The organism is Lentzea sp. NPDC092896, from assembly GCF_044754905.1.
Taxonomy (GTDB): domain Bacteria; phylum Actinomycetota; class Actinomycetes; order Mycobacteriales; family Pseudonocardiaceae; genus Lentzea.
The window spans coordinates 47,341-69,081 of record NZ_JBIVPX010000019.1; the positions used below are offsets into that span (position 1 = coordinate 47,341).

19 protein-coding genes are annotated in these 21,741 nt (G+C 68.7%); 14 read left to right on the forward strand and 5 right to left on the reverse strand.

Annotated features, from left to right (window positions below; all coding sequences use genetic code 11):
* The first annotated feature begins 39 nt into the window (after positions 1 to 39).
* Both ACIQF0_RS47320 and ACIQF0_RS47325 read left to right on the forward strand, forming a co-directional pair.
* Positions 40 to 537, forward strand: coding sequence for an MmpS family transport accessory protein (locus ACIQF0_RS47320; RefSeq protein WP_401041531.1), 498 nt, complete (start codon positions 40 to 42; stop codon positions 535 to 537).
* A gap of 42 nt (positions 538 to 579) precedes the next feature.
* The gene (locus tag ACIQF0_RS47325) at positions 580 to 1,104 is read left to right on the forward strand and encodes a hypothetical protein (RefSeq protein WP_401041533.1); all 525 of its coding nucleotides are present in this window, start codon (positions 580 to 582) and stop codon (positions 1,102 to 1,104) included.
* Positions 1,105 to 1,108: 4 nt separating this feature from the next.
* Here the strand turns inward: ACIQF0_RS47325 and ACIQF0_RS47330 are convergent, their stop codons facing one another.
* Complete coding sequence (locus tag ACIQF0_RS47330; RefSeq protein WP_401041535.1) at positions 1,109 to 1,567, reverse strand: peroxiredoxin; 459 nt, start codon at positions 1,565 to 1,567, stop codon at positions 1,109 to 1,111.
* Between the two features lie 31 nt (positions 1,568 to 1,598).
* On the opposite strand from ACIQF0_RS47330, the gene ACIQF0_RS47335 reads away from it, so the two are divergent.
* Positions 1,599 to 2,510, forward strand: a complete 912-nt coding sequence (locus ACIQF0_RS47335) for a LacI family DNA-binding transcriptional regulator (protein WP_401041561.1) — start codon at positions 1,599 to 1,601, stop codon at positions 2,508 to 2,510.
* Here ACIQF0_RS47335 and ACIQF0_RS47340 read toward each other — a convergent pair.
* Complete coding sequence (locus tag ACIQF0_RS47340) at positions 2,482 to 2,664, reverse strand: hypothetical protein (protein WP_401041537.1); 183 nt, start codon at positions 2,662 to 2,664, stop codon at positions 2,482 to 2,484. The two genes, ACIQF0_RS47335 and ACIQF0_RS47340, sit on opposite strands and share 29 nt — an antisense overlap.
* On the opposite strand from ACIQF0_RS47340, the gene ACIQF0_RS47345 reads away from it, so the two are divergent.
* The 6 genes from ACIQF0_RS47345 (at position 2,663) to treZ (ending at position 11,720) form a co-directional block, all read left to right on the forward strand.
* The gene (locus ACIQF0_RS47345) at positions 2,663 to 3,088 is read left to right on the forward strand and encodes a RidA family protein (RefSeq protein ID WP_093604347.1); all 426 of its coding nucleotides are present in this window, start codon (positions 2,663 to 2,665) and stop codon (positions 3,086 to 3,088) included. The two genes, ACIQF0_RS47340 and ACIQF0_RS47345, sit on opposite strands and share 2 nt — an antisense overlap.
* Positions 3,089 to 3,193: 105 nt before the next feature.
* Positions 3,194 to 5,008: a 4-alpha-glucanotransferase gene (locus tag ACIQF0_RS47350; protein ID WP_401041539.1), complete on the forward strand. Its 1,815-nt coding sequence runs from the start codon at positions 3,194 to 3,196 to the stop codon at positions 5,006 to 5,008.
* Between the two features lie 95 nt (positions 5,009 to 5,103).
* Complete coding sequence (locus tag ACIQF0_RS47355; RefSeq protein WP_360049154.1) at positions 5,104 to 5,406, forward strand: hypothetical protein; 303 nt, start codon at positions 5,104 to 5,106, stop codon at positions 5,404 to 5,406.
* A gap of 460 nt (positions 5,407 to 5,866) precedes the next feature.
* Positions 5,867 to 7,972 (forward strand): glycogen debranching protein GlgX, encoded by a 2,106-nt coding sequence (gene glgX / locus ACIQF0_RS47360; protein WP_360049156.1) that lies wholly within the window; start codon positions 5,867 to 5,869, stop codon positions 7,970 to 7,972.
* Positions 7,972 to 10,050 carry a malto-oligosyltrehalose synthase gene (gene treY / locus ACIQF0_RS47365; RefSeq protein WP_401041542.1) on the forward strand — a complete coding sequence of 693 codons (2,079 nt, stop codon included), beginning with the start codon at positions 7,972 to 7,974 and terminating at the stop codon, positions 10,048 to 10,050. Before glgX ends, treY begins: the two co-directional genes overlap by 1 nt.
* The gene (gene treZ, locus ACIQF0_RS47370; protein WP_401041544.1) at positions 10,047 to 11,720 is read left to right on the forward strand and encodes a malto-oligosyltrehalose trehalohydrolase; all 1,674 of its coding nucleotides are present in this window, start codon (positions 10,047 to 10,049) and stop codon (positions 11,718 to 11,720) included. The genes treY and treZ overlap by 4 nt, the downstream gene beginning before the upstream one ends.
* Here treZ and ACIQF0_RS47375 read toward each other — a convergent pair.
* Positions 11,639 to 12,007, reverse strand: coding sequence for an ANTAR domain-containing protein (locus ACIQF0_RS47375; protein ID WP_401041546.1), 369 nt, complete (start codon positions 12,005 to 12,007; stop codon positions 11,639 to 11,641). The two genes, treZ and ACIQF0_RS47375, sit on opposite strands and share 82 nt — an antisense overlap.
* Positions 12,008 to 12,169: 162 nt before the next feature.
* On the opposite strand from ACIQF0_RS47375, the gene ACIQF0_RS47380 reads away from it, so the two are divergent.
* The 3 genes from ACIQF0_RS47380 to ACIQF0_RS47390 all read left to right on the forward strand — a co-directional run bounded on the left by ACIQF0_RS47380 (position 12,170) and on the right by ACIQF0_RS47390 (position 13,500).
* Entirely contained in the window at positions 12,170 to 12,349 is a 180-nt protein-coding gene (locus ACIQF0_RS47380; RefSeq protein ID WP_319981380.1) for a CsbD family protein, read from the forward strand.
* Positions 12,327 to 12,974 carry a UdgX family uracil-DNA binding protein gene (locus ACIQF0_RS47385; RefSeq protein WP_401041547.1) on the forward strand — a complete coding sequence of 216 codons (648 nt, stop codon included), beginning with the start codon at positions 12,327 to 12,329 and terminating at the stop codon, positions 12,972 to 12,974. The genes ACIQF0_RS47380 and ACIQF0_RS47385 overlap by 23 nt, the downstream gene beginning before the upstream one ends.
* Positions 12,975 to 13,242: 268 nt before the next feature.
* A complete protein-coding gene (locus tag ACIQF0_RS47390) occupies positions 13,243 to 13,500 on the forward strand; it encodes a helix-turn-helix domain-containing protein (RefSeq protein WP_401041549.1) in 258 nt (85 codons plus the stop codon).
* 1 nt (position 13,501) lies between these two features.
* Here ACIQF0_RS47390 and ACIQF0_RS47395 read toward each other — a convergent pair whose 3' ends face one another.
* Positions 13,502 to 14,680, reverse strand: a complete 1,179-nt coding sequence (locus ACIQF0_RS47395) for a cytochrome P450 (RefSeq protein ID WP_401041551.1) — start codon at positions 14,678 to 14,680, stop codon at positions 13,502 to 13,504.
* Between the two features lie 164 nt (positions 14,681 to 14,844).
* On the opposite strand from ACIQF0_RS47395, the gene ACIQF0_RS47400 reads away from it, so the two are divergent.
* Together ACIQF0_RS47400 and ACIQF0_RS47405 are read left to right on the forward strand one after the other, a co-directional pair.
* Positions 14,845 to 17,646 carry a glycosyl hydrolase family 95 catalytic domain-containing protein gene (locus ACIQF0_RS47400; protein ID WP_401041552.1) on the forward strand — a complete coding sequence of 934 codons (2,802 nt, stop codon included), beginning with the start codon at positions 14,845 to 14,847 and terminating at the stop codon, positions 17,644 to 17,646.
* Positions 17,643 to 19,631, forward strand: a complete 1,989-nt coding sequence (locus ACIQF0_RS47405) for an NPCBM/NEW2 domain-containing protein (protein ID WP_401041553.1) — start codon at positions 17,643 to 17,645, stop codon at positions 19,629 to 19,631. Before ACIQF0_RS47400 ends, ACIQF0_RS47405 begins: the two co-directional genes overlap by 4 nt.
* Here the strand turns inward: ACIQF0_RS47405 and ACIQF0_RS47410 are convergent.
* Positions 19,585 to 20,910, reverse strand: a complete 1,326-nt coding sequence (locus ACIQF0_RS47410) for an amino acid permease (protein ID WP_401041555.1) — start codon at positions 20,908 to 20,910, stop codon at positions 19,585 to 19,587. The two genes, ACIQF0_RS47405 and ACIQF0_RS47410, sit on opposite strands and share 47 nt — an antisense overlap.
* Positions 20,911 to 21,741 lie beyond the last annotated feature (831 nt).

Here is a 21,741-nt window from a genome sequence, read left to right on the forward strand (position 1 = left end):
CGGGAGTCGCGAGATCGACTCCCAGGGCAGGGGGTCCTCATGTCGCACCAACCGCCCGAGTTCGGCATCGCACCGCCACTGCACGAGCCACCCAAGTCGTCGAAGTGGCCCTGGGTGCTGCTGCTGATCACGGTGCTGGTGGTCCTGGGCGCACTCGCGTTCGGCAACCACGTGACGACCATGCTGGAGCGGACCTTCAGCTCCCCGGAGCACACCGCGGTGCCGCTGGAGCCCGTCCAGTCGCCCGCGCCGGCACCGGAGAAGCGGACCGTCGTGTTCGAGGTGACCGGCACCGGCAAGGCGTTCAACGTCACCGCGACCGTCGGCGCGACGATCCACAACGAGGCGAGCGTGACCCTGCCGTGGACCCGCACCGTCGAGGTGCCCGCCGGCCCCGCGTCCGAGTCCGTGATGCTCGTGGTCGTCGCGGGCCCGGACGGTGCCGAGGTGCACGGCAAGTACACGATCGACGGCACGACTGTCCGCGAGGGCAAGGCGTCCGGGCCCTACGGCGTGCTGACGATCACTGACTCCTGAGAGCCTCGTAACGGCCGGCCTTCGCGGGACGAAGGACGTCGCATGCATCGCATCGCCGTCGGCATCCTCGCCGCCACTCTGCTCACCGCATGCGGCTCGCCGTCGACCAGTGGTCCGACCGGCTCGGCCGACACTCCGGTAGTCCAGGCGGAGAACAAGCCTGCGGCACCCAAGACCGCAGAAGAGCTCACCACCGCGCTGGCACAGAAGGTTCCCAGCCTGAAACTGACCAAGGTCTTCACTGCCGAGGACGATCCGAACAAGTTGCTCGGCCGCCCGAACGGTTACACGTCCAAGACCGCGTTCACCGACACGCGTGTCGCGGTGGAGGGCGAGGTGGCGATCACCAAGGAGAACGACACCCTCCGGGGAGGAGGGGTCGAGGTGTTCGCCGACGAGGCGGCGGCCAAGGCGCGCATGGACTACATCCAGTCCTTCGGCAAGCAGATGTCGGTCCTCGCCGAGTACGACTACGTCGCCGGTGGTGTGCTGGTCCGGGTGTCGAAACAGCTCACGCCGACCCAGGCGAAAGAGTATGAGGCCGCTCTCGCCGGGATCGTCGGTTAGCCGACTACTTGGCGGCTCGCTCGCGGAGAGCCGCCAGCGCCTTGTCCGCGTGCGCGTTCATCGAGAACTCGCTCTTGACCACCTCGATGATCTCGCGGCCGGCCCCGATGACGAACGTGTGCCGCTTGACCGGGATCGGCCCGAACCGGCGCCGCACGCCGTACTGCTCCGCGACGTCGCCACCGACGTCGGCGAGCAGCGGGTAGTCGAAGCCGTTCAGCTCGGCGAACTCCTTCTGCTTCGCCACGTCGTCCATCGAGATGCCGACGCGCTGGGCCCCGGCCTCCTTGAACTCCTGGGCGAGGTCGCGGAAGTGGCAGCTCTGCGCGGTGCACCCGGACGTCATCGCCGCGGGGTAGAAGAAGAGCACGACCGGGCCGTCCTCGAGCAGCGTCGACAGCTTGCGGTCGGTGCCGTCCTGGTCGGGCAGCGTGAAGTCGGGGGCGAGGTCGCCGGGCTTCATGGATCTCCAATACGCTCGGGCCGTGACCAGCATGTCCGACGTGGCCAAGGCCGCTGGTGTGTCCGCTGCGACCGTATCGCGTGCGCTGCGAGGCGAACCGGGCGTGTCCGAGGCGACCAGGCAGCACGTGAGCGACGTCGCACGCCGGATGAAGTACGCGATCGCCCGCGACGCCTCCTCCCTGGCCGGTGGGCGGCGGTACGCGATCGCGGTGCTGACGTCCGAGGTCAGTCCCGTGCTGGCGGGCGCGGAGGGCGCGTTGCGGCAGGCCGGGTACGACGTGCTGCTCTACGTGCTGGGTGACGCGGACGCGCGCGCGAAGTTCTTCGACGAGCTGCCGCTGGGGCGCCGGGTGGACGGCGTGCTGCTGCTGTCGATGTCGCTGTCCTCTTCGGAGCAGGTCGCGCTGGAGTCGTTGGAGGTCCCGCACGTCACGGTCGACGACACCGATCTCCGCCACGCGCTGCAGACCGCCGTGTCCCACCTGCAGGCCCTCGGCCATCGCGAGGTGGCCCTGGTGCTGGCCGACGGCGTGGACGAGTCCTACGACGAGATCCTGGTCGCCGCCGGCCTCGAGGTGCGTCCGGAGTGGACGGTGTGGTGCTCGCCGACCGTCGACGGCGGCGAGCAGGTGGTCGACGTGCTGCTCGACGGCGAACGCCTGCCCACCGCGGTGATCAGCTCGAACGGTGCCGCAGCGGTCGGGATCTTCCTGCGCATGCAGCGGGACGGGCGCGCGGTGCCGGACGAGGTGTCGATCGTGTCGCTCGACGGGCAGGAGCTCACCCGCGTGGTCGGGCTGACCGCCGTCGAAGGGGCGGCGAAGACGCAGGGGGAACGGGCGGTCGCCGACCTGTTCACGCTGATCAGGGGCGGGGAGATCGAACCGGCCGAACACCCGGTGCGGCTGGTCGTCAGGAACTCGAGCGGGCCCGCGAACTGACGTAGCGCGGTTTGCCGAGCTTCACCGGCGCGTCGTCGTCGACCAGGACGAACTCGTCGCTCGGCAACAGCAGGCGGCGCATTCCGGTCGTGCGGTCCGGTCGCGCGCTGAGCGCACCGATGCGTTCCACCCGCTCGAAGTACTGTGGCGCCATGCCCGCCCAAGAGCGCCTGACCGAACTGCCCGGCCTGCCGACGACGCCCGGCTACGCCCACGCGGTGACGGTCACCGGCACGCTCGCGTTCGTCTCCGGTCAGGTCGCGGTGGACGCGCAGGGGTGTGCGGTCGGCGTCGACGACCTCGCGGCGCAGACGCGGCAGGCCTTGAGCAATCTTCATCACGTCATCAGAAATCTCGGCGCCGACTGGTCGGATGTCATCAAGTTCACCTGGTTCGTGCTGGATGCGTCGGAGGTTCAGACCATTCGTGACGTGCGGGACGAGATTCTGCGGCCCGCGCTGGGAGAAGTGCCCAACCCGGCCAGCACGCTGGTTCAGGTGGCTGCTTTGTTCGGACCCGATTTCCTGGTCGAGGTCGAAGCGGTCGTGGCTATTCCAGGTGAAGCATCGGATGTCTAAGTAAATGCATCTCTGCGTGGGTGTCTCGACCGGCCTGCACCCATCGGGTGACCAGGGACCATTTGCTCTGGTAATGCGGACCGGGCTATGACATAGCTTGTACCTGTGGAGGAGTTGGTGGCGCGGCTGGCGGACGCTTGGGGCGTTGCCACACGGTACGAAAACGCGGACCAGCAAGAGGTCGTGGTCGATCACGACGTCGTCGTGAAGGTCCTCGCTCAGTTCGGTGTCGACGCGTCCACTGAGGACTCCGTCGCCCGCGAGCTCGCCGAGGTCGAACGGCGGCGGGCCGAGCTGAAGCTCCCGCCCACGATCGTCATCCGCGAGTACGAGACGTACGACCTGCGCGGCCCCGCGACCATCGAGCTCGAGGACGGCACCTCGTTCGCCGTCGAACGGCACGTGCCCGACTCGGTTCCGCTCGGCTGGCACCGCGTCGTCACCGAGGACCAGACCGTCACGCTCGCCGTCGCGCCCAGGACGCTGCCGGACGTCCCGCACACCTGGGGCTGGATGCTGCAGCTCTACGCCGCGCGTTCGAACGAGTCGTGGGGGATGGGCGACTTCGCCGACCTCGCCACCATCGCCCGCCGGAGCAGCCTGGAGCTCGACGCCGGTGTCGTGCTGGTCAACCCCGTGCAGGCGCCGTCGCCGACGCATCCCGTCGAACGTTCGCCGTACTCGCCGACCAGCCGCCGGTTCGCGAACCCGCTGTACCTGCGCGTCACCGACACCGCGGAGTTCCTGCAGGCCTGCCCGCGCACCCGGCAGCTCATCCGCGACCTCCGGCCCGGCAACCACGAGCTGATCGACTACGACGAGATCTGGGACGCCAAGAAGCAGGCCCTGGAGCTGCTCTTCCCCGGCGGCGACGTCGAGATGGACGCCGAGCTGGAGAAGTTCGCCACGTACTGCGCGCTCGCTGAGATCCACGGCAAGGACTGGCGCACGTGGCCGGCCGACCGCGCCGAGCCTCCGGCGGAACGGGTCGGGTTCCACGCCTGGCTCCAGCACCTCTGCACCCGCCAGCTCCAGGACGTGCGGCTCGCCGCGCACGAGGCCGGCATGGCCATCGGCGTCATCCACGACCTCCCGGTGGGCGTCGACCCCGGCGGCGCCGACACGTTCGCGGACCCCGACGTGTTCGCCATCGACGTCACGGTCGGTGCGCCACCCGACGCGTTCAGCGCCGACGGCCAGGGCTGGGGCCTGCCGCCGTGGCGCCCGGACAAGCTCGCCGAGACCGGCTACCGGCCGTTCCGGCAGGTGCTGCGCAGCGTCCTCAAGCACGCCGACGGCATTCGCATCGACCACGTCGCGGGCCTGTGGCGGCTCTGGTGGATCCCGCCGGGCGAGCCGCCCAGCAGGGGCACGTACGTCCACTACGACTCCGACGCCATGCTCGGCGTGCTCGCGCTGGAGGCGTACCGGGCCGGCGCCGTCGTCGTCGGCGAGGACCTCGGCACGGTCGAGCCGGTCGTCACGAAGACGTTGCAGGAGAACGGCATGCTGACCAGCGCCGTTCTCTACTTCCAGCGCGACTACTACGCCGAGGGTCACCCGCTGATCCCGCCGTCGCAGTGGAACCCGAACCAGATGGCCAGCATCTCCACCCACGACCTCCCGACCGCGGCGACGTTCTTCGCGGGCCCCGACGGCCCCGACTTCGACGCGCTGATGCGGCAGGAGGGCATCAAGACCGCGGACAGGGTCGAAGGCGCCCACGAACTGCTCGCGCAGGCCCCCTGCGCGCTGGTCCTGACCTCACCTCAGGACGCTCTGCGGGAAACCCGGCAGCCGAACGTGCCGGGCACGATCGACGAGCACCCGAACTGGAGAATTCCCCTGCCGGTGGTATTGGATGATTTCTTCCCACGAGTCCGGGAGATCACCCGGCCACTGCGCAACCGCGGAAGATGAAACTTTTGCGTAACAGCAGGTCATGGACCCGCGGAGTACTGTAGGTGCCGTCACCGGACGGCGGAAGACGAACGTTCTTGGAGGTGGCGTACCAAATGAGCTCAGCCGTGGGCACGCGGACATCAACCGGCGTGCTTGAACTGGCCGTCGAGCAGGTCCTCGCTTCGGTGAGACCCACTGCGCTCGGCGACCCGGTGGTCGGGGCACGGCGCGCGGAGGAATCCCTTCGTGACGCGCTGCGGGACGCGGGTCCCGTCGACGACAACATCGCCCTTCAACACGCGCTGGCGTGCGCTGAGGCCGCTTGTGAACACCTGAAGTACGCGGAGATCCAGGAAGCCCGCACGCTGCTCACGGCCGCACGTGGACAGCTCGTTCTCGCGCACGAAGGAGTGTGACCGCACCCCGGTAGTCGCCTGACTGCACGATCACACGATCGAGTTAAGCTGCTCCTGCTCTCGGGAAAACCTGCCGCAGCGGGCCCGGAATTGTCAGAGCCCGCTCGTAAGGTTCGAGTGTGATCTTCCACCAGGCCTACCGGCTCGCATCCCACCAGCACCCGGCACAGGCGCGGACGTCGTCCGCGCCCTGCGGTGCCGCGCGTTTCCCGCTCCCTCCACCAGCGAGGTCGAGCGCACCCACCTGCCGCCCGCGAGGTCGGCCGCGATGATCCGCGGCGTCCTGCGGATCGCCGGCACAGGGTTCGGTGAGATCCGGCGAACATCGTGCGTACGAGGCGCGATGACGGGGTACGTGTCTTTTCGTGGACCGTCGGTACCCGTCGTCGAAGCGTGATGCCACGACGTTGTCGCACGGATATGGTCTGTCGGTAGCTAGTTCTTTGTGACGAGGAGCATTGTGCGACCCTGGCCTGGTAGGCCCTACCCGCTCGGCGCCGGCTATGACGGCGTCGGCACGAACTTCGCCCTGTTCTCCGAAGTCGCGGAGTACGTCGAGCTCTGCCTCTTCGACGAGGACGGCACGGAGACACGCGTGAGGCTGCCGGAGGTGGACGGTTTCGTCCACCACGGTTACCTGCTCGGCGTGGGCCCGGGGCAGCGGTACGGGTACCGCGTGCACGGGCCGCACGACCCGGCCCGAGGCCTCCGGTGCAACCCCAACAAGCTGCTGATCGACCCGTACGCCAAGGCCATCTCGAACGGCCTGTCGTGGGACGAGGCGCTGTACGGGTACAAGTTCGGGTCGCCGGACGAGCGCAACGACGACGACTCCGCTCCGCACGTGTCGAAGTCCGTGGTGGTGAACCCGTTCTTCGACTGGACGAACGACAGGCTGCCCAGGACGCCGTACAACGAGAGCGTCATCTACGAGGCGCACGTTCGCGGTCTCACCATCGACCACCCGGAGATCCCGCCGCGCCTGCGCGGGACGTACGCGGGGCTCGCGCATCCGGTGATGATCGATCACCTGATCAAGCTCGGGGTCACGGCCGTCGAGCTGATGCCGGTGCACCAGTTCATCAGCGATCACACGCTGGCGGAGCGCAGGCTCAGCAACTACTGGGGCTACAACACGATCGGGTTCTTCGCGCCGCACGACGGTTACTCGGCACTGCCGCTCAACCAGGTGCAGGAGTTCAAGGGCATGGTCCGCGCCCTGCACCAGGCGGGGATCGAGGTCATCCTCGACGTCGTCTACAACCACACGGCGGAGGGCAACCACCTCGGGCCGACGTTGTCGATGCGCGGTATCGACAACGAGTCGTACTACCGGCTGGTGGAGGACGACCCGCAGTTCTACACGGACTACACGGGCACCGGTAACTCGCTGAACGTGCGCTCGCCGCACACGTTGCAGCTCATCATGGACTCGTTGCGGTACTGGGTCACCGAGATGCACGTCGACGGCTTCCGCTTCGACCTCGCGGCGACGCTGGCGCGTGAGTTCTACGACGTGGACCGGCTGGCGACGTTCTTCGAGGTCGTGCAGCAGGACCCGGTGGTGTCGCAGGTGAAGCTGATCGCGGAGCCGTGGGACGTCGGGCCCGGTGGGTACCAGGTCGGCAACTTCCCTCCGCTGTGGACGGAGTGGAACGGCAAGTTCCGCGACACGGTCCGCGACTTCTGGCGCGGTGAGCCGGCGACGATGGGCGAGTTCGCGTCGCGCATCACCGGCAGCAGCGACCTCTACCAGGACGACGGTCGGCGGCCGTACGCGTCGATCAACTTCGTGACGGCGCACGACGGCTTCACGCTCAACGACCTGGTGTCGTACAACGACAAGCACAACGAGGCCAACGGCGAGGACAACCGCGACGGCGAGGACCACAACCGGTCCTGGAACTGCGGTGTCGAGGGGCCGACCGACGACGAGGAGGTCCTCACGCTCCGGCGGCGGCAGCGGCGGAACCTGATGGCGACGATGCTGTTGTCGCAGGGTGTGCCGATGATCGTGAACGGCGACGAGTTCGGGCGCACGCAGAACGGCAACAACAACGCGTACTGCCAGGACAACGAGGTCTCGTGGGTCGACTGGTCGTTGCTGGAGGCCAACTCCGAGCTGGCCGAGTTCACCTCGGCGCTCGCCGCGTTCCGCAAGGCGCACCCGGTGTTCCGGCGCAAGCGCTTCTTCGCGGGCAGGCCGATCCGCAAGGGCGAGGAACTGCGCGACATCGCCTGGTTCACGCCGGCCGGCGAGGAGATGACCGAGCAGAACTGGGAGGACGACCTCGGCAAGTGCATCACCGTCTTCCTCAACGGTGAGGGCATTCCCGACCTCGACTCGCGCGGCATGCGGGTGGTCGACGACTCGTTCCTCATGGCGTTCAACGCGCACTACGAGGACATCCAGGTCACGTTGCCGGAGCCCGAGTACGGTCCTGAGTGGAGGGTCGTCGTGGACACCACGACCGGGGAGGTCGGCGGCAACGAGAAGCCGATCGCCGCGTCCGGGCAGCTCTCGCTGACCGCGCGGTCGCTCGTCGTGCTGCAGCGGGTGGGCTGATGGGCGCGCCGTCCTCGACGTACCGCGTCCAGTTCACCCCGTCCTTCACCTTCGCCGACGCCACGGCCGTCGCGGACTACCTGGCGCGCCTGGGGATCGGCGCGCTGTACGCGTCGCCGATGCTCGACGCGCGGGAAGGCTCGACGCACGGCTACGACGTCGTGGACCCGACCCGCGCGCGGGCCGAACTGGGCGGCGACGAGGGCCGGGTGGCGCTCCAGGACCGGCTCAAGGCACTGGACCTCGGCCTGGTCGTCGACATCGTGCCGAACCACATGGTCGTGCCGAACCCGTGGTGGGAGGACGTTCTCGCGCACGGGCAGGAGTCGAAGTACGCGCGGTACTTCGACATCGACTGGTCGTCCGGCCAGGTGCTGCTGCCGGTGCTCGGGGAGGACTCCGAGGACGAGGTCCACGAGCACTACCGCAAAGTGGACTGGCGGCGCGGCAACACCGAGCTGAACTACCGGCGGTTCTTCGACATCACCGAGCTCGCGGCGGTGCGGGTCGAGGACCCCGAGGTGTTCGAGGCGACGCACCGCGCAGTGTTGTCGTGGGGCGTCACGGGGTTGCGCGTCGACCACCCGGACGGGCTCGCCGATCCCGGCGGCTACTTCCGGCGGCTGCGCGAGCACTTCGACGGCTGGCTGGTCGTGGAGAAGATCCTCGGGCCGGACGAGTCGCTGCCGCAGAGCTGGCCGGTCGACGGCACGACGGGCTACGACGCGCTGCGCGAGATCTGCGGCGTGTTCATCGCCGCCAGGGACGCCTTCAGCGGCGACTTCCACGAGATCGAGCACTCGTCGCGGCAGCAGGTCGCGGACTCGATCCTGGTGGCCGAGGTGCGCCGGATCGCCCGGCTGGTCCAGGGCGTCGAGTTCGAGGAGGCCTGCAAGGCCGTCGCCGAGGTGATGGTCAACTTCCCGGTGTACCGCTCTTACCTCCCGGAAGGCCTGCGGCACTGGGAGATCGCCGTGCAGCGGAGCAGGTCGTCCGCGGTGCGCGCGTTGGACGAGCAGGTCCGCGCCGATCCGCGCGGCGAGCTGGCGACCAGGATCCAGCAGACGTCCGGCATGGTCGTCGCGAAGGGCACCGAGGACACCGCGTTCTACCGGTACACGAACTTCGTGGCGCTCAACGAGGTCGGCGGTTCGCCGGACCGGTTCGGGCTGCCCGTCGGTGAGTTCCACGAGCGCGCGGCGCGGCGTGAGTCCGCAGAGCCGAACGCGATGACGGCGTTGTCGACGCACGACACCAAGCGCTCAGAGGACGTGCGCGCGAGGCTCTCGGTGCTGGCGGAGATCCCGAACGAGTACCTGGCGTTCGAGGCCGAGATGAGCCAGAAGCACGGGCTCTCCGAACCGTCGCTGAACCGCCTGGCGTGGCAGTCGCTCGTCGGCGCGTGGCCGCTGACGGAGGAACGCCTCGGCCAGTACCTGGAGAAGGCGTCCCGCGAGGCCAAGCTCAGGACGTCGTGGGTCGACCGCAACGCCGAGTTCGACGCCGAGGTGGCCGCGTGGCCCGCGAAGGCGTTGAACGAGCCCGAGGTCACCGCGTTCGCCGAGCGGATCAAGGCACCCGGCTGGTCGAACTCGCTGGGGCAGAAGCTGGTCCAGCTCACCGCGCCGGGCGTGCCGGACGTGTACCAGGGCACCGAGCTGTGGGACTTCTCGCTGGTCGACCCGGACAACCGCAGGCCGGTCGACTACGAGGTGCGCCGGGATCTGCTGGCGCGCATCGAGTCCGGCTGGCTGCCGGAGGTCGACGACTCGGGCGCGGCCAAGCTCCTCGTGGTGCAGAAGGCTTTGCACGTGCGCAAGCGCGGCCTGCACGGCTACCGGCCGCTGCACGCCGAGGGCCCGGCGGCCGAGCACGTGCTGGCGTTCGAACGGTCCGGCGTGATCACGGTGGCCACGCGACTGCCGGTCGGGCTGGAGCAGAAGGGCTGGCAGGACACGGTTCTGCCGCTGCCCGGTTCGAAGTGGACGGACGTCCTCACCGGACGGCCGGCGACCGAGGACCTGGCCTCGTTGCTCGACACCTATCCGGTGGCGTTGCTGGTGCAGGGGGATCAGTGAGCTTCTCCGTCTGGGCACCGACTCCCGAGTCGGTGCACGTGCGCGTCGACGGCTTCGACCACGAGATGAAGCGCGACGGCGACTGGTGGTACTCCGATGCCGACGGGACGGACTACGCGTTCGTCATCGAGGGCAAGGCGTACCCGGACCCGCGGTCGCTGTGGCAGCCGGACGGGGTGCACGAAGCCTCCCGTGTGTACACCCATCAGTTCGAGTGGACCGACAGCGCCTGGACCGGCCGGGCGTTGCCGGGCGGTGTGATCTACGAGCTGCACATCGGCACGTTCACGCCGGAGGGCACGTTCGACGCGGCCATCGGCAGGCTCGACCACCTGGTGGACCTCGGCATCTCGTTCGTCGAGGTCATGCCGGTCAACAGCTTCGACGGCGTCGAGGGCTGGGGCTACGACGGCGTGCTGTGGGGTGCCGTGCACGACCCCTACGGCGGGCCGGACGGGTTCAAGCGGTTCGTGGACGCCTGTCACGCCCGAGGCCTCGCCGTGCTGCTCGACGTGGTCTACAACCACCTCGGGCCGTCCGGCGCGTACCTCGACAGGTTCGGGCCGTACTTCGCCGGGCGCAACGACTGGGGTCCTGGCCTGAACCTGGACGGGCCGGGCTCCGACGAGGTGCGCCGGTACGTCATCGACAACGCGCTGCAGTGGCTGCGGGACTTCCACGTCGACGGGCTGCGGCTCGACGCCGTGCACGCACTGGCGGACAGCCGCGCGACCCACGTCCTCGAAGAGCTGTCCGTCGAGGTGGACGCGCTGTCGGCGTCCGTGGGCCGCCCGCTCACGTTGATCGCCGAGTCCGACCTGAACGACGCCAAGCTCGTCACGGCGCGCGAAGGCGGCGGCTACGGCCTGCAGGCGCAGTGGTCCGACGACCTGCACCACTGCCTGCACGTCGCGCTGACCGGCGAGACCTTCGGCTACTACGAGGACTTCGCGGCACCAGGAGCGCTGAAGAACACGCTGGAGAAGGTGTTCTTCCACGCCGGCACGTGGTCGTCGTTCCGCGGCAAACACCACGGCAAGCCGGTCGACACGGCGTTGATCCCCGGCCACCGGTTCCTCGCGTACACGCAGAACCACGACCAGGTCGGCAACCGCGCCACCGGCGACCGGCTGCCCGCGACCGTGTCGACGGGGAAGTTGCTGTGCGCGGCGGCGCTCGTGCTCACCTCGCCCTACACCCCCATGATCTTCATGGGGGAGGAGTGGGCGGCTTCCACGCCGTGGCAGTTCTTCGCGTCCTTCCCGGACCCGCAGCTCGCGGAGGCCGTCCGGACGGGCCGGCGGCGCGAGTTCTCCCGGCACGGCTGGGGCGAGTCCGACGTGCCGGACCCCATGTCACCGCGGACCGTCGAAAATTCGCGGCTGCGCTGGGACGAGGCCGGCGAGGGCGACCACGCCGTGGTCCTGGACACCTATCGCGCCCTGATCGCGTTGCGCCGCTCCCGCCCGGAGCTGGCCGATCCGCGGTTGGACAGGGTCGTGGTGGAGCAGGACGGGGAGTGCTTCGTGGTGCACCGCGGCACGATCCGCGTGGTGGTGAACCTGGGCACGACCCCCGTCCCGCTACCTCAGGGAGACGTGCTGCTGACCTCCTCGGCGAATCCGTCGCCGCTTCCACCGGAGTCGTTCGCGGTCGTCGCGTCGACGTGATCCCACAGCATCTGGTCGGCCGTCTCGACGGGCCGTCCGAGGTGCGCGTGCACGAACGCCATGACCAGCCGGTCGGCGGCGACGTGCAGCTTGATGTTGTGGTGCTGGGATATGTGCACCAGCAGCTGGAACGCCTGCTGGGGTGTGCAGGGTTTGCGCGCGGCGATCAGGCCTGTGGCCTGCCCAATGACTGTCCGGGACGCCAGGGCCTTGCGCAGCCCCGCCACCTCGGCCTCCAGGGCGGTGATTCTCGCGGACGGCACCGCCTGCTCCTTTCGCGTCGTCACGGTCACAGCGGCATGCCGGTGTGACGACGCGCTCTGGAGCTGCATTGCGAAGGGCGGGCACACCCAGGGCAAGCCGTCACATCGGCTTGCGGCTGGGTTCTCAACCGCGAGTGATCACCTTATCAACTGTTTCGAGCGGTGCTCGCGGGGTAACCGGGAAGCATGGGTGCCGAGGAGAAGTTCAGCAACAAGGCAGACGAACTCAAGGGCCGCGCCAAGGAAGCCGTCGGCGACGCCACGGACAACGAGCAGTGGCAGGCCGAGGGCCGCGCCGAGCGCGCCAAGGCCGACATCAAGCAGGCCGGCGAGAAGGTCAAGGATGCCTTCCGCTCGGACAAGTAAGAGCACGGGCAAGACGGCGGACGCCGCCCAGTACGTCCCTGAGGGGGCCGACTGGGCGGCGTTGCGGTCTGCGGCCGCGAAGTGCCACGGCTGCGAGCTCCACAAGGACGCGTCACAGACCGTGTTCGGCGAGGGACCGGTGCCGGCTCGGCTGATGATGGTGGGCGAGTGCCCCGGTGACCACGAGGACACCGAGGGCCACGTGTTCGTCGGACCCGCCGGGCGGCTCCTGGACAAGGCGTTCAAGGCCGCCAGGATCGACCGCTCGAAGACGTACCTGACGAACGCGGTGAAGCACTTCCGGTTCACCGAGCGCGGCAAGCGCAGGATCCACCAGCAGCCTTTGCGAGGTCAGGTCGTGGCCTGCTTCCCGTGGTTGCGGGAGGAGATCCGCGTGGTGCGGCCGCGGCTCGTGGTCGTACTGGGGGCCGTGGCGGCGAAGGCGGTGCTGGGGCCGTCGTTCAAGCTGACCGAGCACCGCGGTGAGGTGCTGGAGCACGACGGGCTGCGCGTCGGGGTGACGGTGCACCCGTCGGCGGTCGTGCGGGCCGAGAACTTCGGCGAGGCGTTCGACGCGTTCGTCGCGGACCTGCTGGCGCTGAAGAAGCCGCAGAAGAAGGCCTGAGAACGGGACAACCCCCGGACGACTCCTGCGCGAGCAGGCCGAGCGGGACCAGCGCTCGAAGTCCGGGGGTCGGGTGGCTGCCTGGGTTTACGACAAGGCGTCACCAAAAGGCGGTCCTATCGGACAGCCACCTCACGAGTCCTGTTGCTATACAACTTCGGACCACCTCCTCTCGTGTGTAAGACGAACCTATGTCGGGATCGGCCGGCCTCGCAACGGACTTTTCTCACGCCACCCGGCACGTCTGTTTCGCGTAGAATCCGCACCCATGGTGCGCATCCCACTGACGTCGCTGGAACGGGAGCGCGGCAGGCGGCTCGGTCAGATGCTGCGGGACGCCCGCGGCGAGGAGAGCATGGTCGAGATCGCGGCCCGCGCCGGCCTGTCCGCCGAGACCGTGCGCAAGATCGAGACCGGCCGTGCCCCCACGCCGTCGTTCTTCACCATCGCCGCTCTCGCGGGCGCGCTCGGGATCTCACTCGACTCCATCAACGAACTGCTGACCCCGCAAAGCCGGTCTGCCTAGTTCACCACGTGACCGGCATGGACAGCGGGCCTCGCATGGCCATACCCGTCCGCCACTGCACGTCACCGGCCAAGCGCAGATCCGGGAACCGTTCGAGCAGCGCCGTCAGCGCGACCTGCACGTCCATCCGCGCCAGCTGAGCGCCGATGCAGTGGTGCGGCCCGTGTCCGAACGCGAGGTGCCCCTTGGCGTTGCGCGTCACGTCGAACCGGTCGGGGTCGGGGAACTGGCGCGGGTCTCGGTTGGCCGCGTGCTTCGCGAGCAGCACCGGTTCGCCCGCGCGCACGGTGCCGCCGCTCAGTTCGACGTCCTCCAGCGCGTACCGCGGCAGGATGTCGGCGATCTCCTGTCCCGGGATCCACCGCAGCAGTTCCTCCACGGCGCCGGGCATCAACTCGGGCCGGGCGCGCAGCAGTGCTGCCTGGTCCGGGTGCGTCAGCAGGGTGTGGACCGAGTTGACGACGTGGCTCGCGGTGGAGTCGTAGCCGGCGCCGAGCAGCAACACCGTGATCTGCACCAGTTCCTCGGCGGTGAGCCGGTCGCCTTCCTCCTGCGCCAGCACCAAAGCGCTGATCAGGTCGTCTTCCTGGTGCACGCGGCGCTGGTCGGCGAGGCCCGCCAGGTAGCTCGCCAGTTCGCCGAGCTTCGACAGCTTCTCGTCGTCGGTCATCGCCGTGGTCGACATGAACGCCTCGGCGAGCGACTGGAAGTGGTCGCGGTCGGCGTACGGGACGCCGAGCAGGTCGCAGACCATGAGTCCTGGCAACGGAATCGCGAACGCCGTCAGGAGATCGGCCGGCGGCCCCGCCTTCTCCATCTCGTCGAGCAGGTCGCCGGCCACCTGGTGCGCGGTGTCTCGCAGCTGTTCGACGCGGCGCACGGTGAACGCGTGCGACAGCAGGCGGCGCAACCGGGTGTGATCAGGCGGGTCCATGTCGGTCAGAATCGCGCCGATGCGCGTCGGGCCCATCCTGGGCGTGTCCCGCACGGCCGCCTGCGCGAGGCTGAACCTCGGGTCGCTGAGCGCTAATCGGACGTCGTCGTATCTCGTGAGCAGCCAGCCTTCTTCCCCGTAGGGGAGTTTGACGCGGGCGAGCGGCTCCTCGTCCCGCAGCTCGGCGTAGGTCGGGTGCAGGTCGAGCCCGTCCACCGGACCGAACGGGTAGGAACGCGCGATCATGAGCATCCTCCAAGGGTTCGCGGCCGACCCAGCGTACTTCCGGTAAACGCTTACATCCGAGGCTTGACCGGTCTTGACCGTCTTCTTTGGCGGACCTAGGCTGCCGACGGACGTACACATCCGATCTTTAGGCGCCGCCGCCAACGGACCTGAAGGGTGCTGGAGTGGAGCTGTCGCGGCGCGGGCTCATGGGCGGAGTGGTGGCGGGAGCGGCGCTCACCGCGCTGCCCGCCGGAGCGGAAGCGGAGACTTCCGGGTGCACGACGAGGATCGACTGGGAGAGGTTCCTCGGCGAGCAGGACCTGGTGTGGCAACGGATTCCGCGTGCCTGGTACGAGGGACCGTTCCTGGGCAACGGGTTTCTCGCCACCGCGGTCTACCGGGAGCCGGGCGCGAACGCCGTCCGGTTCACCGTCGACCACGCGAAGGTGCAGGACCACCGGCCGCAGTTCGGCAACGAGTGGGGAGTGGCCCGGCTGCCGGTCGGGCGGCTGCTGCTGACGCCGGTCGGCCGGATCACCGGAGTCGACCTGCGGCTCGACCTGTGGAACGCCGAACTGCGCGGCAAGATCGTCACAGATCGCGGTGAGCTGGCGATCAGGCTGTTCGTGCACGCCGAGAAGTTGTTGCTGCACCTGGAAGTTCGGCCCACCAGCGGCGAACAGGCCGTCGAGCTGGAGTTCCAGGCGCTCGACGCACTGAGTCCGCGCACGATCCGCGAGCCACCGCCCGCGACGTTCCCGCTGAACCCCGAACCCGTCACCCGGACCGTGAACGGGCTGACGCTCGTCACCCAGGAGATGGTCGCGGGCGGACAGACGGCCACCGCGTACCGGAAGCGCGAGCGGCACGGCCGCACGGATCTCCTTCTGTCCGTGGAACATTCGTTTCCGGACAGGACCGCCGAGGGTGCGGTCAGGACCGCGATCACCACGGCGCGGGCGCCCGAAGTGCTGCGCCAGCAACATCAACGGTGGTGGCATCGTTTCTACCGCAGGAGTTTCGTGTCCGTGCCGGACGCGTTGATGCAGAGCTTCTACTGGATCCAGCTGTACAAGCTCGCGTCGGGCGCACGCCGGGAAGCGCCGATCATGCCGACCTCCGGGCCGTGGCTGGAGCCGACGCCGTGGCCGTCGGTGTGGTTCAACCTCAACGCGCAGCTCGAGTACTGGCCGGTGCTCGCGTCGAACCACCTCGAACTCGACCCGATCCCGCGCACGATCTCGCAGCACCAGCAGATCCTCGTCGACGCGCTGCGGCCCGAGTTCCGGGCCGACTCGATGGGGTTGCGGCGCAGCACCGATCCGACGTTTCAGGACGCCGGGTTCGTCGGCTCGCCACTGCACCCGTCACCGGACCCGGAGATCGGCAACCTGCCGTGGTTGCTGCACAACGCGTGGCTGAACTACCGCCACAGCATGGACGAGCGGATCCTGCGCGACACCGTTTTCCCGGTGCTGCGGCGATCCACGAACTACTACCTGCACTTCCTGCGCAAGGGCGACGACGGCAGGCTGCACCTGCTGCCCACCTACTCACCCGAGTACGGCGTCGCGCCGGACTGCAACTACGACCTCGCGTTGCTGCGCTGGTCGTGCCGCACGCTCATCGAGTCCGCGAAGATCCTCAAGATCTCCGACCCGCTGGCCCCGCGCTGGCAGGAGGTGCTGGACCAGCTCGTCGAGTACCCGGCGGACGCGGGCGGGTTCATGATCGGCACCGGGGTGCCGTTCGCGAAGTCGCACCGGCACTACTCGCACCTGCTCGCCGTCTACCCGCTGCACGAGGTCACCTGGGAGCAGCCGGAACGCCGTGACCTCATCGAACGCTCGCTGAAGCACTGGCTGAGCTTCGAGGGGTCGTTGCGGGGCTTCACCTTCACCGGTGCCGCGTCCATCGCCGCCCAGATGACCAGGGGAGATGACGCGCTGGGTCACCTGCGCGAGTTCGTGGCCAGGTTCGCGCAGCCCAACACGATGTACTTCGAGGCGGGGCCGGTGATCGAGACGCCGCTGAGCGCCGCGAAGTCGTTGCAGGACATGCTGATCCAGAGCTGGGGCGGGCTGATCCGGATCTTCCCGGCCGTGCCGTCGGTCTGGCAGGACGTCACGATCCACGACACCCGCACCGAGGGCGCGTTCCTGGTCAGCGCGGTGCGGCGGGGCGGCAGGACGCGGTTCGTGCGGGTGCGCAGCGAGGCCGGCCAGCCGTGCCGGGTCCGCACGGGCATCGACGGGCCGCTGATCGTGCGCGGCTGCGCGCGGTGGAGCGTCCGGGACGGCGTGGTCGAGCTGGGGTTGCAGAGGGGCCAGGAGGCCCTGATCCACGCGAAGGGCGAGCGCGACTTCACCATCGCGCCGGTGCGGGTCACGTCGCCGGGCAGGCGCTGGGGGCTGCCCGCGTTGCCGCCCGGTGGCAGCGCGGTGCCGGTGGACATCAGCGCGTCGTTCGACAACGACGGGCTGTCCAACGAGTTCACCAGCCGCGACGGCGACTTCGACGGGCTGGGCGGCACCTATCCGGCCGCACAGCTGCCGCAGACCGGCTCCGTCACCGACGACGGCGTCCTGTTCGAGTTCCACAACGGTGACGAGGCCAGCAGGAACAACATCGTCGCGAATGGACAGACGCTCGCCGTTCCCGCCGGGAAGTACGTGAAGCTGCACCTGCTCGCGGCCGCCGACACCGGCAACGTCGAGGCGGACGGCGCGGTGGTGTACGCCGACGGCGCCGTTCCCGCCCGGTTCCGGGTGACGGCCTGGCAGCAGCGGCCGCAGTTCGGTGAGTCGGAACCCGTTGCCACGACGCTGATGCACACGCCGTCCGGTCCGGTGACCAGACAGGTGTCGATCTTCCACCAGTCCGTCGGCCTGGACGCCGCCCGAGAGCTCTCCGCCGTCACCCTGCCCAGGACGAGCGGGCCACGCCTGCACGTCTTCGCGATCACCTTGGAGAAGCCGAAGTGAGATCACTGCTCACCGCGCTGGCGCTCGTCGCAGCGTCCGTGGTCGTCCCCGCGACACCTGCCCTGGCCGTGGACCCGACGTTGGCGCTGACGCCGCCGATGGGGTTCAACAACTGGAACACCACCGGTTGCGACATCAACGAGCAGATGATCCGCGACATGGCGGACATCTTCGTGACGAAGGGGCTCAAGGACGCCGGCTACCAGTACGTCAACGTCGACGACTGCTGGGCCGACGCCACCCGCGACCCGGCGACGGGCCGGATGCGCCACCACCCGGTTCGCTTTCCCAGCGGCATGAAGGCTCTCGGTGACTACATCCACGCGCGCGGCCTCAAGTTCGGCATCTACACGAGCGCTGGTGTGCAGACGTGCGCGAAGACCATGCCGGGTGCGCTGGACCACGAGGAGATCGACGCGCAGACGTTCGCGGACTGGGGCGTCGACTACCTCAAGTACGACAACTGCAACAACGAGGGCCGTCCCGCCCTGGAGCGCTACACGAAGATGCGGGACGCGCTGAAGAAGACCGGCCGCCCGATCGTCTACTCGATCTGCGAGTGGGGCCAGAACAAGCCCTGGGAGTGGGGCAAGGGCGTCGGGCACCTGTGGCGCACCACCGGTGACATCAACGACACCTGGTCCAAGACCGTCGAGATCCTGAAGCTCAACGCGCCGCTGGACGCCTATGCCGGGCCGGGGCACTGGAACGACCCCGACATGCTGGAGGTCGGCAACGGCCGGCAGACCACGGTCGAGTACCAGAGCCACTTCGCGCTGTGGTCGATCATGGCGGCGCCGCTGCTGATCGGCGCGGACCTGCGCAAGATCTCGGCCGAGCACCTGGACGTGTTGCGCAACAAGGAGATCATCGCGGTCAACCAGGACCGGCTGGGCGTGCAGGGGAAGGTGATCGGGCAGAAGGACGGGCACTGGGTGTTCGTGAAGCCCCTGGCGAACGGGGACAGGGCGGTGGCGCTGTTCAACGAGTCCGAGGTGAACGCGACGATCTCGACCTCCGCGCGTGCGCTCGGGTTGCCCGCGAGTGTCGGGTACACCGTGCGGGATCTGTGGCAGGGCAAGAACTTCCAGTCCGCCGGGCAGATCTCGGCCTCGTTGCCTCCGCACGGCACCGCGATCTTCCGGGTGAAGGCGTCGCAGGACTGGTACCGGCACGAGCCGGCGATCGACACGTCGTTGGACGTCGAGGCCTCGGTTCCCGGCATTCCCGGCACGCTTACACCGGCTGGGGAGCCGTTCGTGGCTTCCGTGACGGCGACCAACCAGGCGCCGATTCCGCTGCTGAACGCATCGACTTCGTTCGTGGCGCCTGCCGGGTGGAAGGTCGAGAAGCTCTCATCCGAACGTGCCGCGGTTCTGCTGACCTCGCAGTCGGTGCAGAGCCGGTGGCGGGTCACGCCGCCGGCGGGAGTTGTTTCTGGAGCGCATGTGTTGCGTGGCTCGCTGGGCGTGGTCTGGGTCGGGCACGGCAAGGTGACGCGGCCGGTGGAGGCCGGGGTGCTCGTGCCTGGTGCCGGGCCGTCAGGGGAGGTGTGGGCGAGTGATGTTCAGTTCACCACCGAGCGCAGCGGGTACGGGCCGGTCGAACGGGACCGGTCCAACGGCGGCTACCTCGGTGGTGACGGCAAGACGTTGACCATCAACGGGAAGACGTACGAGAAGGGACTTGGCACGCACGCTCAAGCCGAGTTGATTTTGTATCTGGGTGGGCGTTGCACGTCGTTCTCGTCCGACGTCGGCATCGACGACGAGCGGGACGTGAACCAGCTCGGGTCGGCGGTCTTCGAGGTCTGGGCGGACGGCACGAAGGTCGCCGGCAGCGGGCTGCGGACGTGGCGGGACGACGCCGTGTCGCTGACGGGGTCGTTGAAGGGCGCCAAGTTCCTGCGGCTGGTGGTCGGTGACGGCGGTGACGGCGTCAGGTTCGATCGAGGAGACTTCGCCGCTGCAAGGCTGACCTGCTGAGCGCCACGGCCGCGATGACGGCGACGAGCACGCCCGTGGACAGGATCTGGCCGCGGGCCTGCTCGTCGCTGAGCATCAGCACGATGATGCCGAGGATCGCCGCCAGTGCCACCCAGGAGAGGTACGGGTAACCCCACATGGGGACCGCCGGGTTCTCGTACGTGCGGCGCAGGCGGATCTGGGAGATCGCGACGAACGCCCAGACGACCAGTAGCGCCGAGCCCACCGCGTTGAGCAGCAGCAGGAACACCGTGTCCGGCCACAGGTAGTTGAGGAGCACGGAGAAGAAGCCGAACGCCGTGGAGGCGAGCACGGCGTTGCGCGGTACGCCGTTGTGTTTGGTCAGCAGCGCCTTCGGTGCCTCGCCGCGTTCGGCGAGCGAGCTGAGCATGCGCGCGGCGCCGTAGAGCGTGGCGTTGATCGCGCTCAGCAGTGCCACGAAGATGACGACGTTCATGATCTGCCCGGCCGCCGGGATGCCGAGCCGGTTGAGCACCGCCACGTACGGACTGGCGCCGACCTCGGAGTCGTTCCAGGGCAGGAGCGTCACGACCACGGCCATCGAGCCGAGGTAGAACACCAGCAACCTCGTCATGGACGTCCGGACGGCCTTCTTGACGGCGTGCTTCGGGTCTGCCGCGTCGGCCGCGGCGATCGTGACGACCTCCAGGCCGCCGAACGCGAACACCACCGCCATGAACCCGGCGATGACGCCGCCCCAGCCGTTGGGGAGGAAGTCCTGGAGGTTCTGCGTGCCGGGGGAGTCGAAGTTGGGGATGACCCCTGCGATGGCCGCCACGCCCAGTGCGAGGAACAGGACGATCGCGGCGACCTTCAGGCCGGCGAACCAGAACTCGAACTCACCGAAGTTGCGGACGCCCGCGAGGTTCACGGCGGTGAGCGCGGCCATGAAGATCAGCACCCAGGCCCACTGCGGGATCGCCGGGACCCAGCCCGAGGCGATCTTGGCCGCGCCGGTCGCCTCGACCGCGAGCACCACACCCACCGCCGCCCAGTAGGTCCAGCCGACCGTGAAACCGGCCCACGGGCCGATCGCCTTCTCCGCGTGCACCGAGAACGCGCCGCCGCTCGGATGTTCGGCGGCCATTTCCCCGAGCATGCGCAGGACGAGCAACGCCAGGATTCCGGCAAGTCCGAACGAGATGAGCACCGCCGGTCCGGCGAGCGCGATGCCCGCGCCCGTCCCGACGAACAGACCCGCTCCGATCACGCCACCCAGCGCGATCATGGTGATATGCCGTTCCCGCAGGTGAGTCACGCTCTCCAGCCCCGTTCGAGTGTGCCGATGGCGGCCCGATAGTGAGTTCATGGCGGCGGAGAGTCAAATCGTGTGATCGGAGTTACACCGTACTGAAACAGAGTGAGGGTGAGATCGATGAACTCGCCTAAGGGAGTACTGCCGCCAGGAGTTCTGCCGTCCGGGAGCCTGCCGTCCGGGGTTCTGCCGCAGCTCGACACCTTCTCCGGTGCGCTGGAGCGTTACTCGAGTTGGGGATGGCTCGTGTTGCGGTCGGAGAACCGGTTGCTGCTGACCACCGATCATGGCGTGTCCGCCGTGGAGATGGCGGCTGGGATCGGTGGGGAGGTGCAGCACTACCTGTCCGTTCGGATGCTTGGCGGGCCCGTGGTGGTGTTGCCTTCCGCTGCTGGGGTGGCTGGGCGGTGGCTCATCCTCACTGAGTCTGCTGATGAGGCCTCGCAGGTGAACTTGATTCGGTTGCGGGCTCGGGGGGCCCTGACGCATCGGTTGGGGACCCTGGTGCCGTTGCCGCCCTCGCGGATTGATGGGGGTGGGGTTCGGTGGCTCGGGGACGTGCCGCCTGTTAAGCCGTTCCTGCCGCCGTTTTCGGCTGTGGTGGCTGCGTTGAGGGCCGTTACGGAGACTGCTGGGTTGCGTTGAGTTGGGCGGGGGTGGCCTTGCGGGTGGCTGCCGGGTGGGTGGCTGCCGGGCGTTCCGCGATCGGGCGGGTGGGTCGCCTTGCGGGCGGCGACCTTGCGTTGCGTGCTTCCCCTGGGGGCTCTGCCCCCAGACCCCCGGCAATCTGATCGGGGGGTCCGCGCCACGGGCGGGTAGATGGCACGCCTGTTG

Excerpts from the sequence above, each read along its gene's own strand:
- ACIQF0_RS47385 (WP_401041547.1), top strand. The coding sequence starts at position 12,327 with ATGCCTTCCGCTCGGACAAGTAAGAGCACGGGCAAGACGGCGGACGCC.
- ACIQF0_RS47390 (WP_401041549.1), top strand. The coding sequence starts at position 13,243 with ATGGTGCGCATCCCACTGACGTCGCTGGAACGGGAGCGCGGCAGGCGG.
- ACIQF0_RS47355 (WP_360049154.1), top strand. The coding sequence starts at position 5,104 with ATGAGCTCAGCCGTGGGCACGCGGACATCAACCGGCGTGCTTGAACTG.
- ACIQF0_RS47345 (WP_093604347.1), top strand. The coding sequence starts at position 2,663 with ATGCCCGCCCAAGAGCGCCTGACCGAACTGCCCGGCCTGCCGACGACG.
- ACIQF0_RS47335 (WP_401041561.1), top strand. The coding sequence starts at position 1,599 with ATGTCCGACGTGGCCAAGGCCGCTGGTGTGTCCGCTGCGACCGTATCG.
- ACIQF0_RS47395 (WP_401041551.1), bottom strand. The coding sequence starts at position 14,680 with ATGATCGCGCGTTCCTACCCGTTCGGTCCGGTGGACGGGCTCGACCTG.
- ACIQF0_RS47380 (WP_319981380.1), top strand. The coding sequence starts at position 12,170 with ATGGGTGCCGAGGAGAAGTTCAGCAACAAGGCAGACGAACTCAAGGGC.
- ACIQF0_RS47340 (WP_401041537.1), bottom strand. The coding sequence starts at position 2,664 with ATGGCGCCACAGTACTTCGAGCGGGTGGAACGCATCGGTGCGCTCAGC.
- ACIQF0_RS47325 (WP_401041533.1), top strand. The coding sequence starts at position 580 with ATGCATCGCATCGCCGTCGGCATCCTCGCCGCCACTCTGCTCACCGCA.
- treY (WP_401041542.1), top strand. The coding sequence starts at position 7,972 with ATGGGCGCGCCGTCCTCGACGTACCGCGTCCAGTTCACCCCGTCCTTC.
- ACIQF0_RS47330 (WP_401041535.1), bottom strand. The coding sequence starts at position 1,567 with ATGAAGCCCGGCGACCTCGCCCCCGACTTCACGCTGCCCGACCAGGAC.
- ACIQF0_RS47320 (WP_401041531.1), top strand. The coding sequence starts at position 40 with ATGTCGCACCAACCGCCCGAGTTCGGCATCGCACCGCCACTGCACGAG.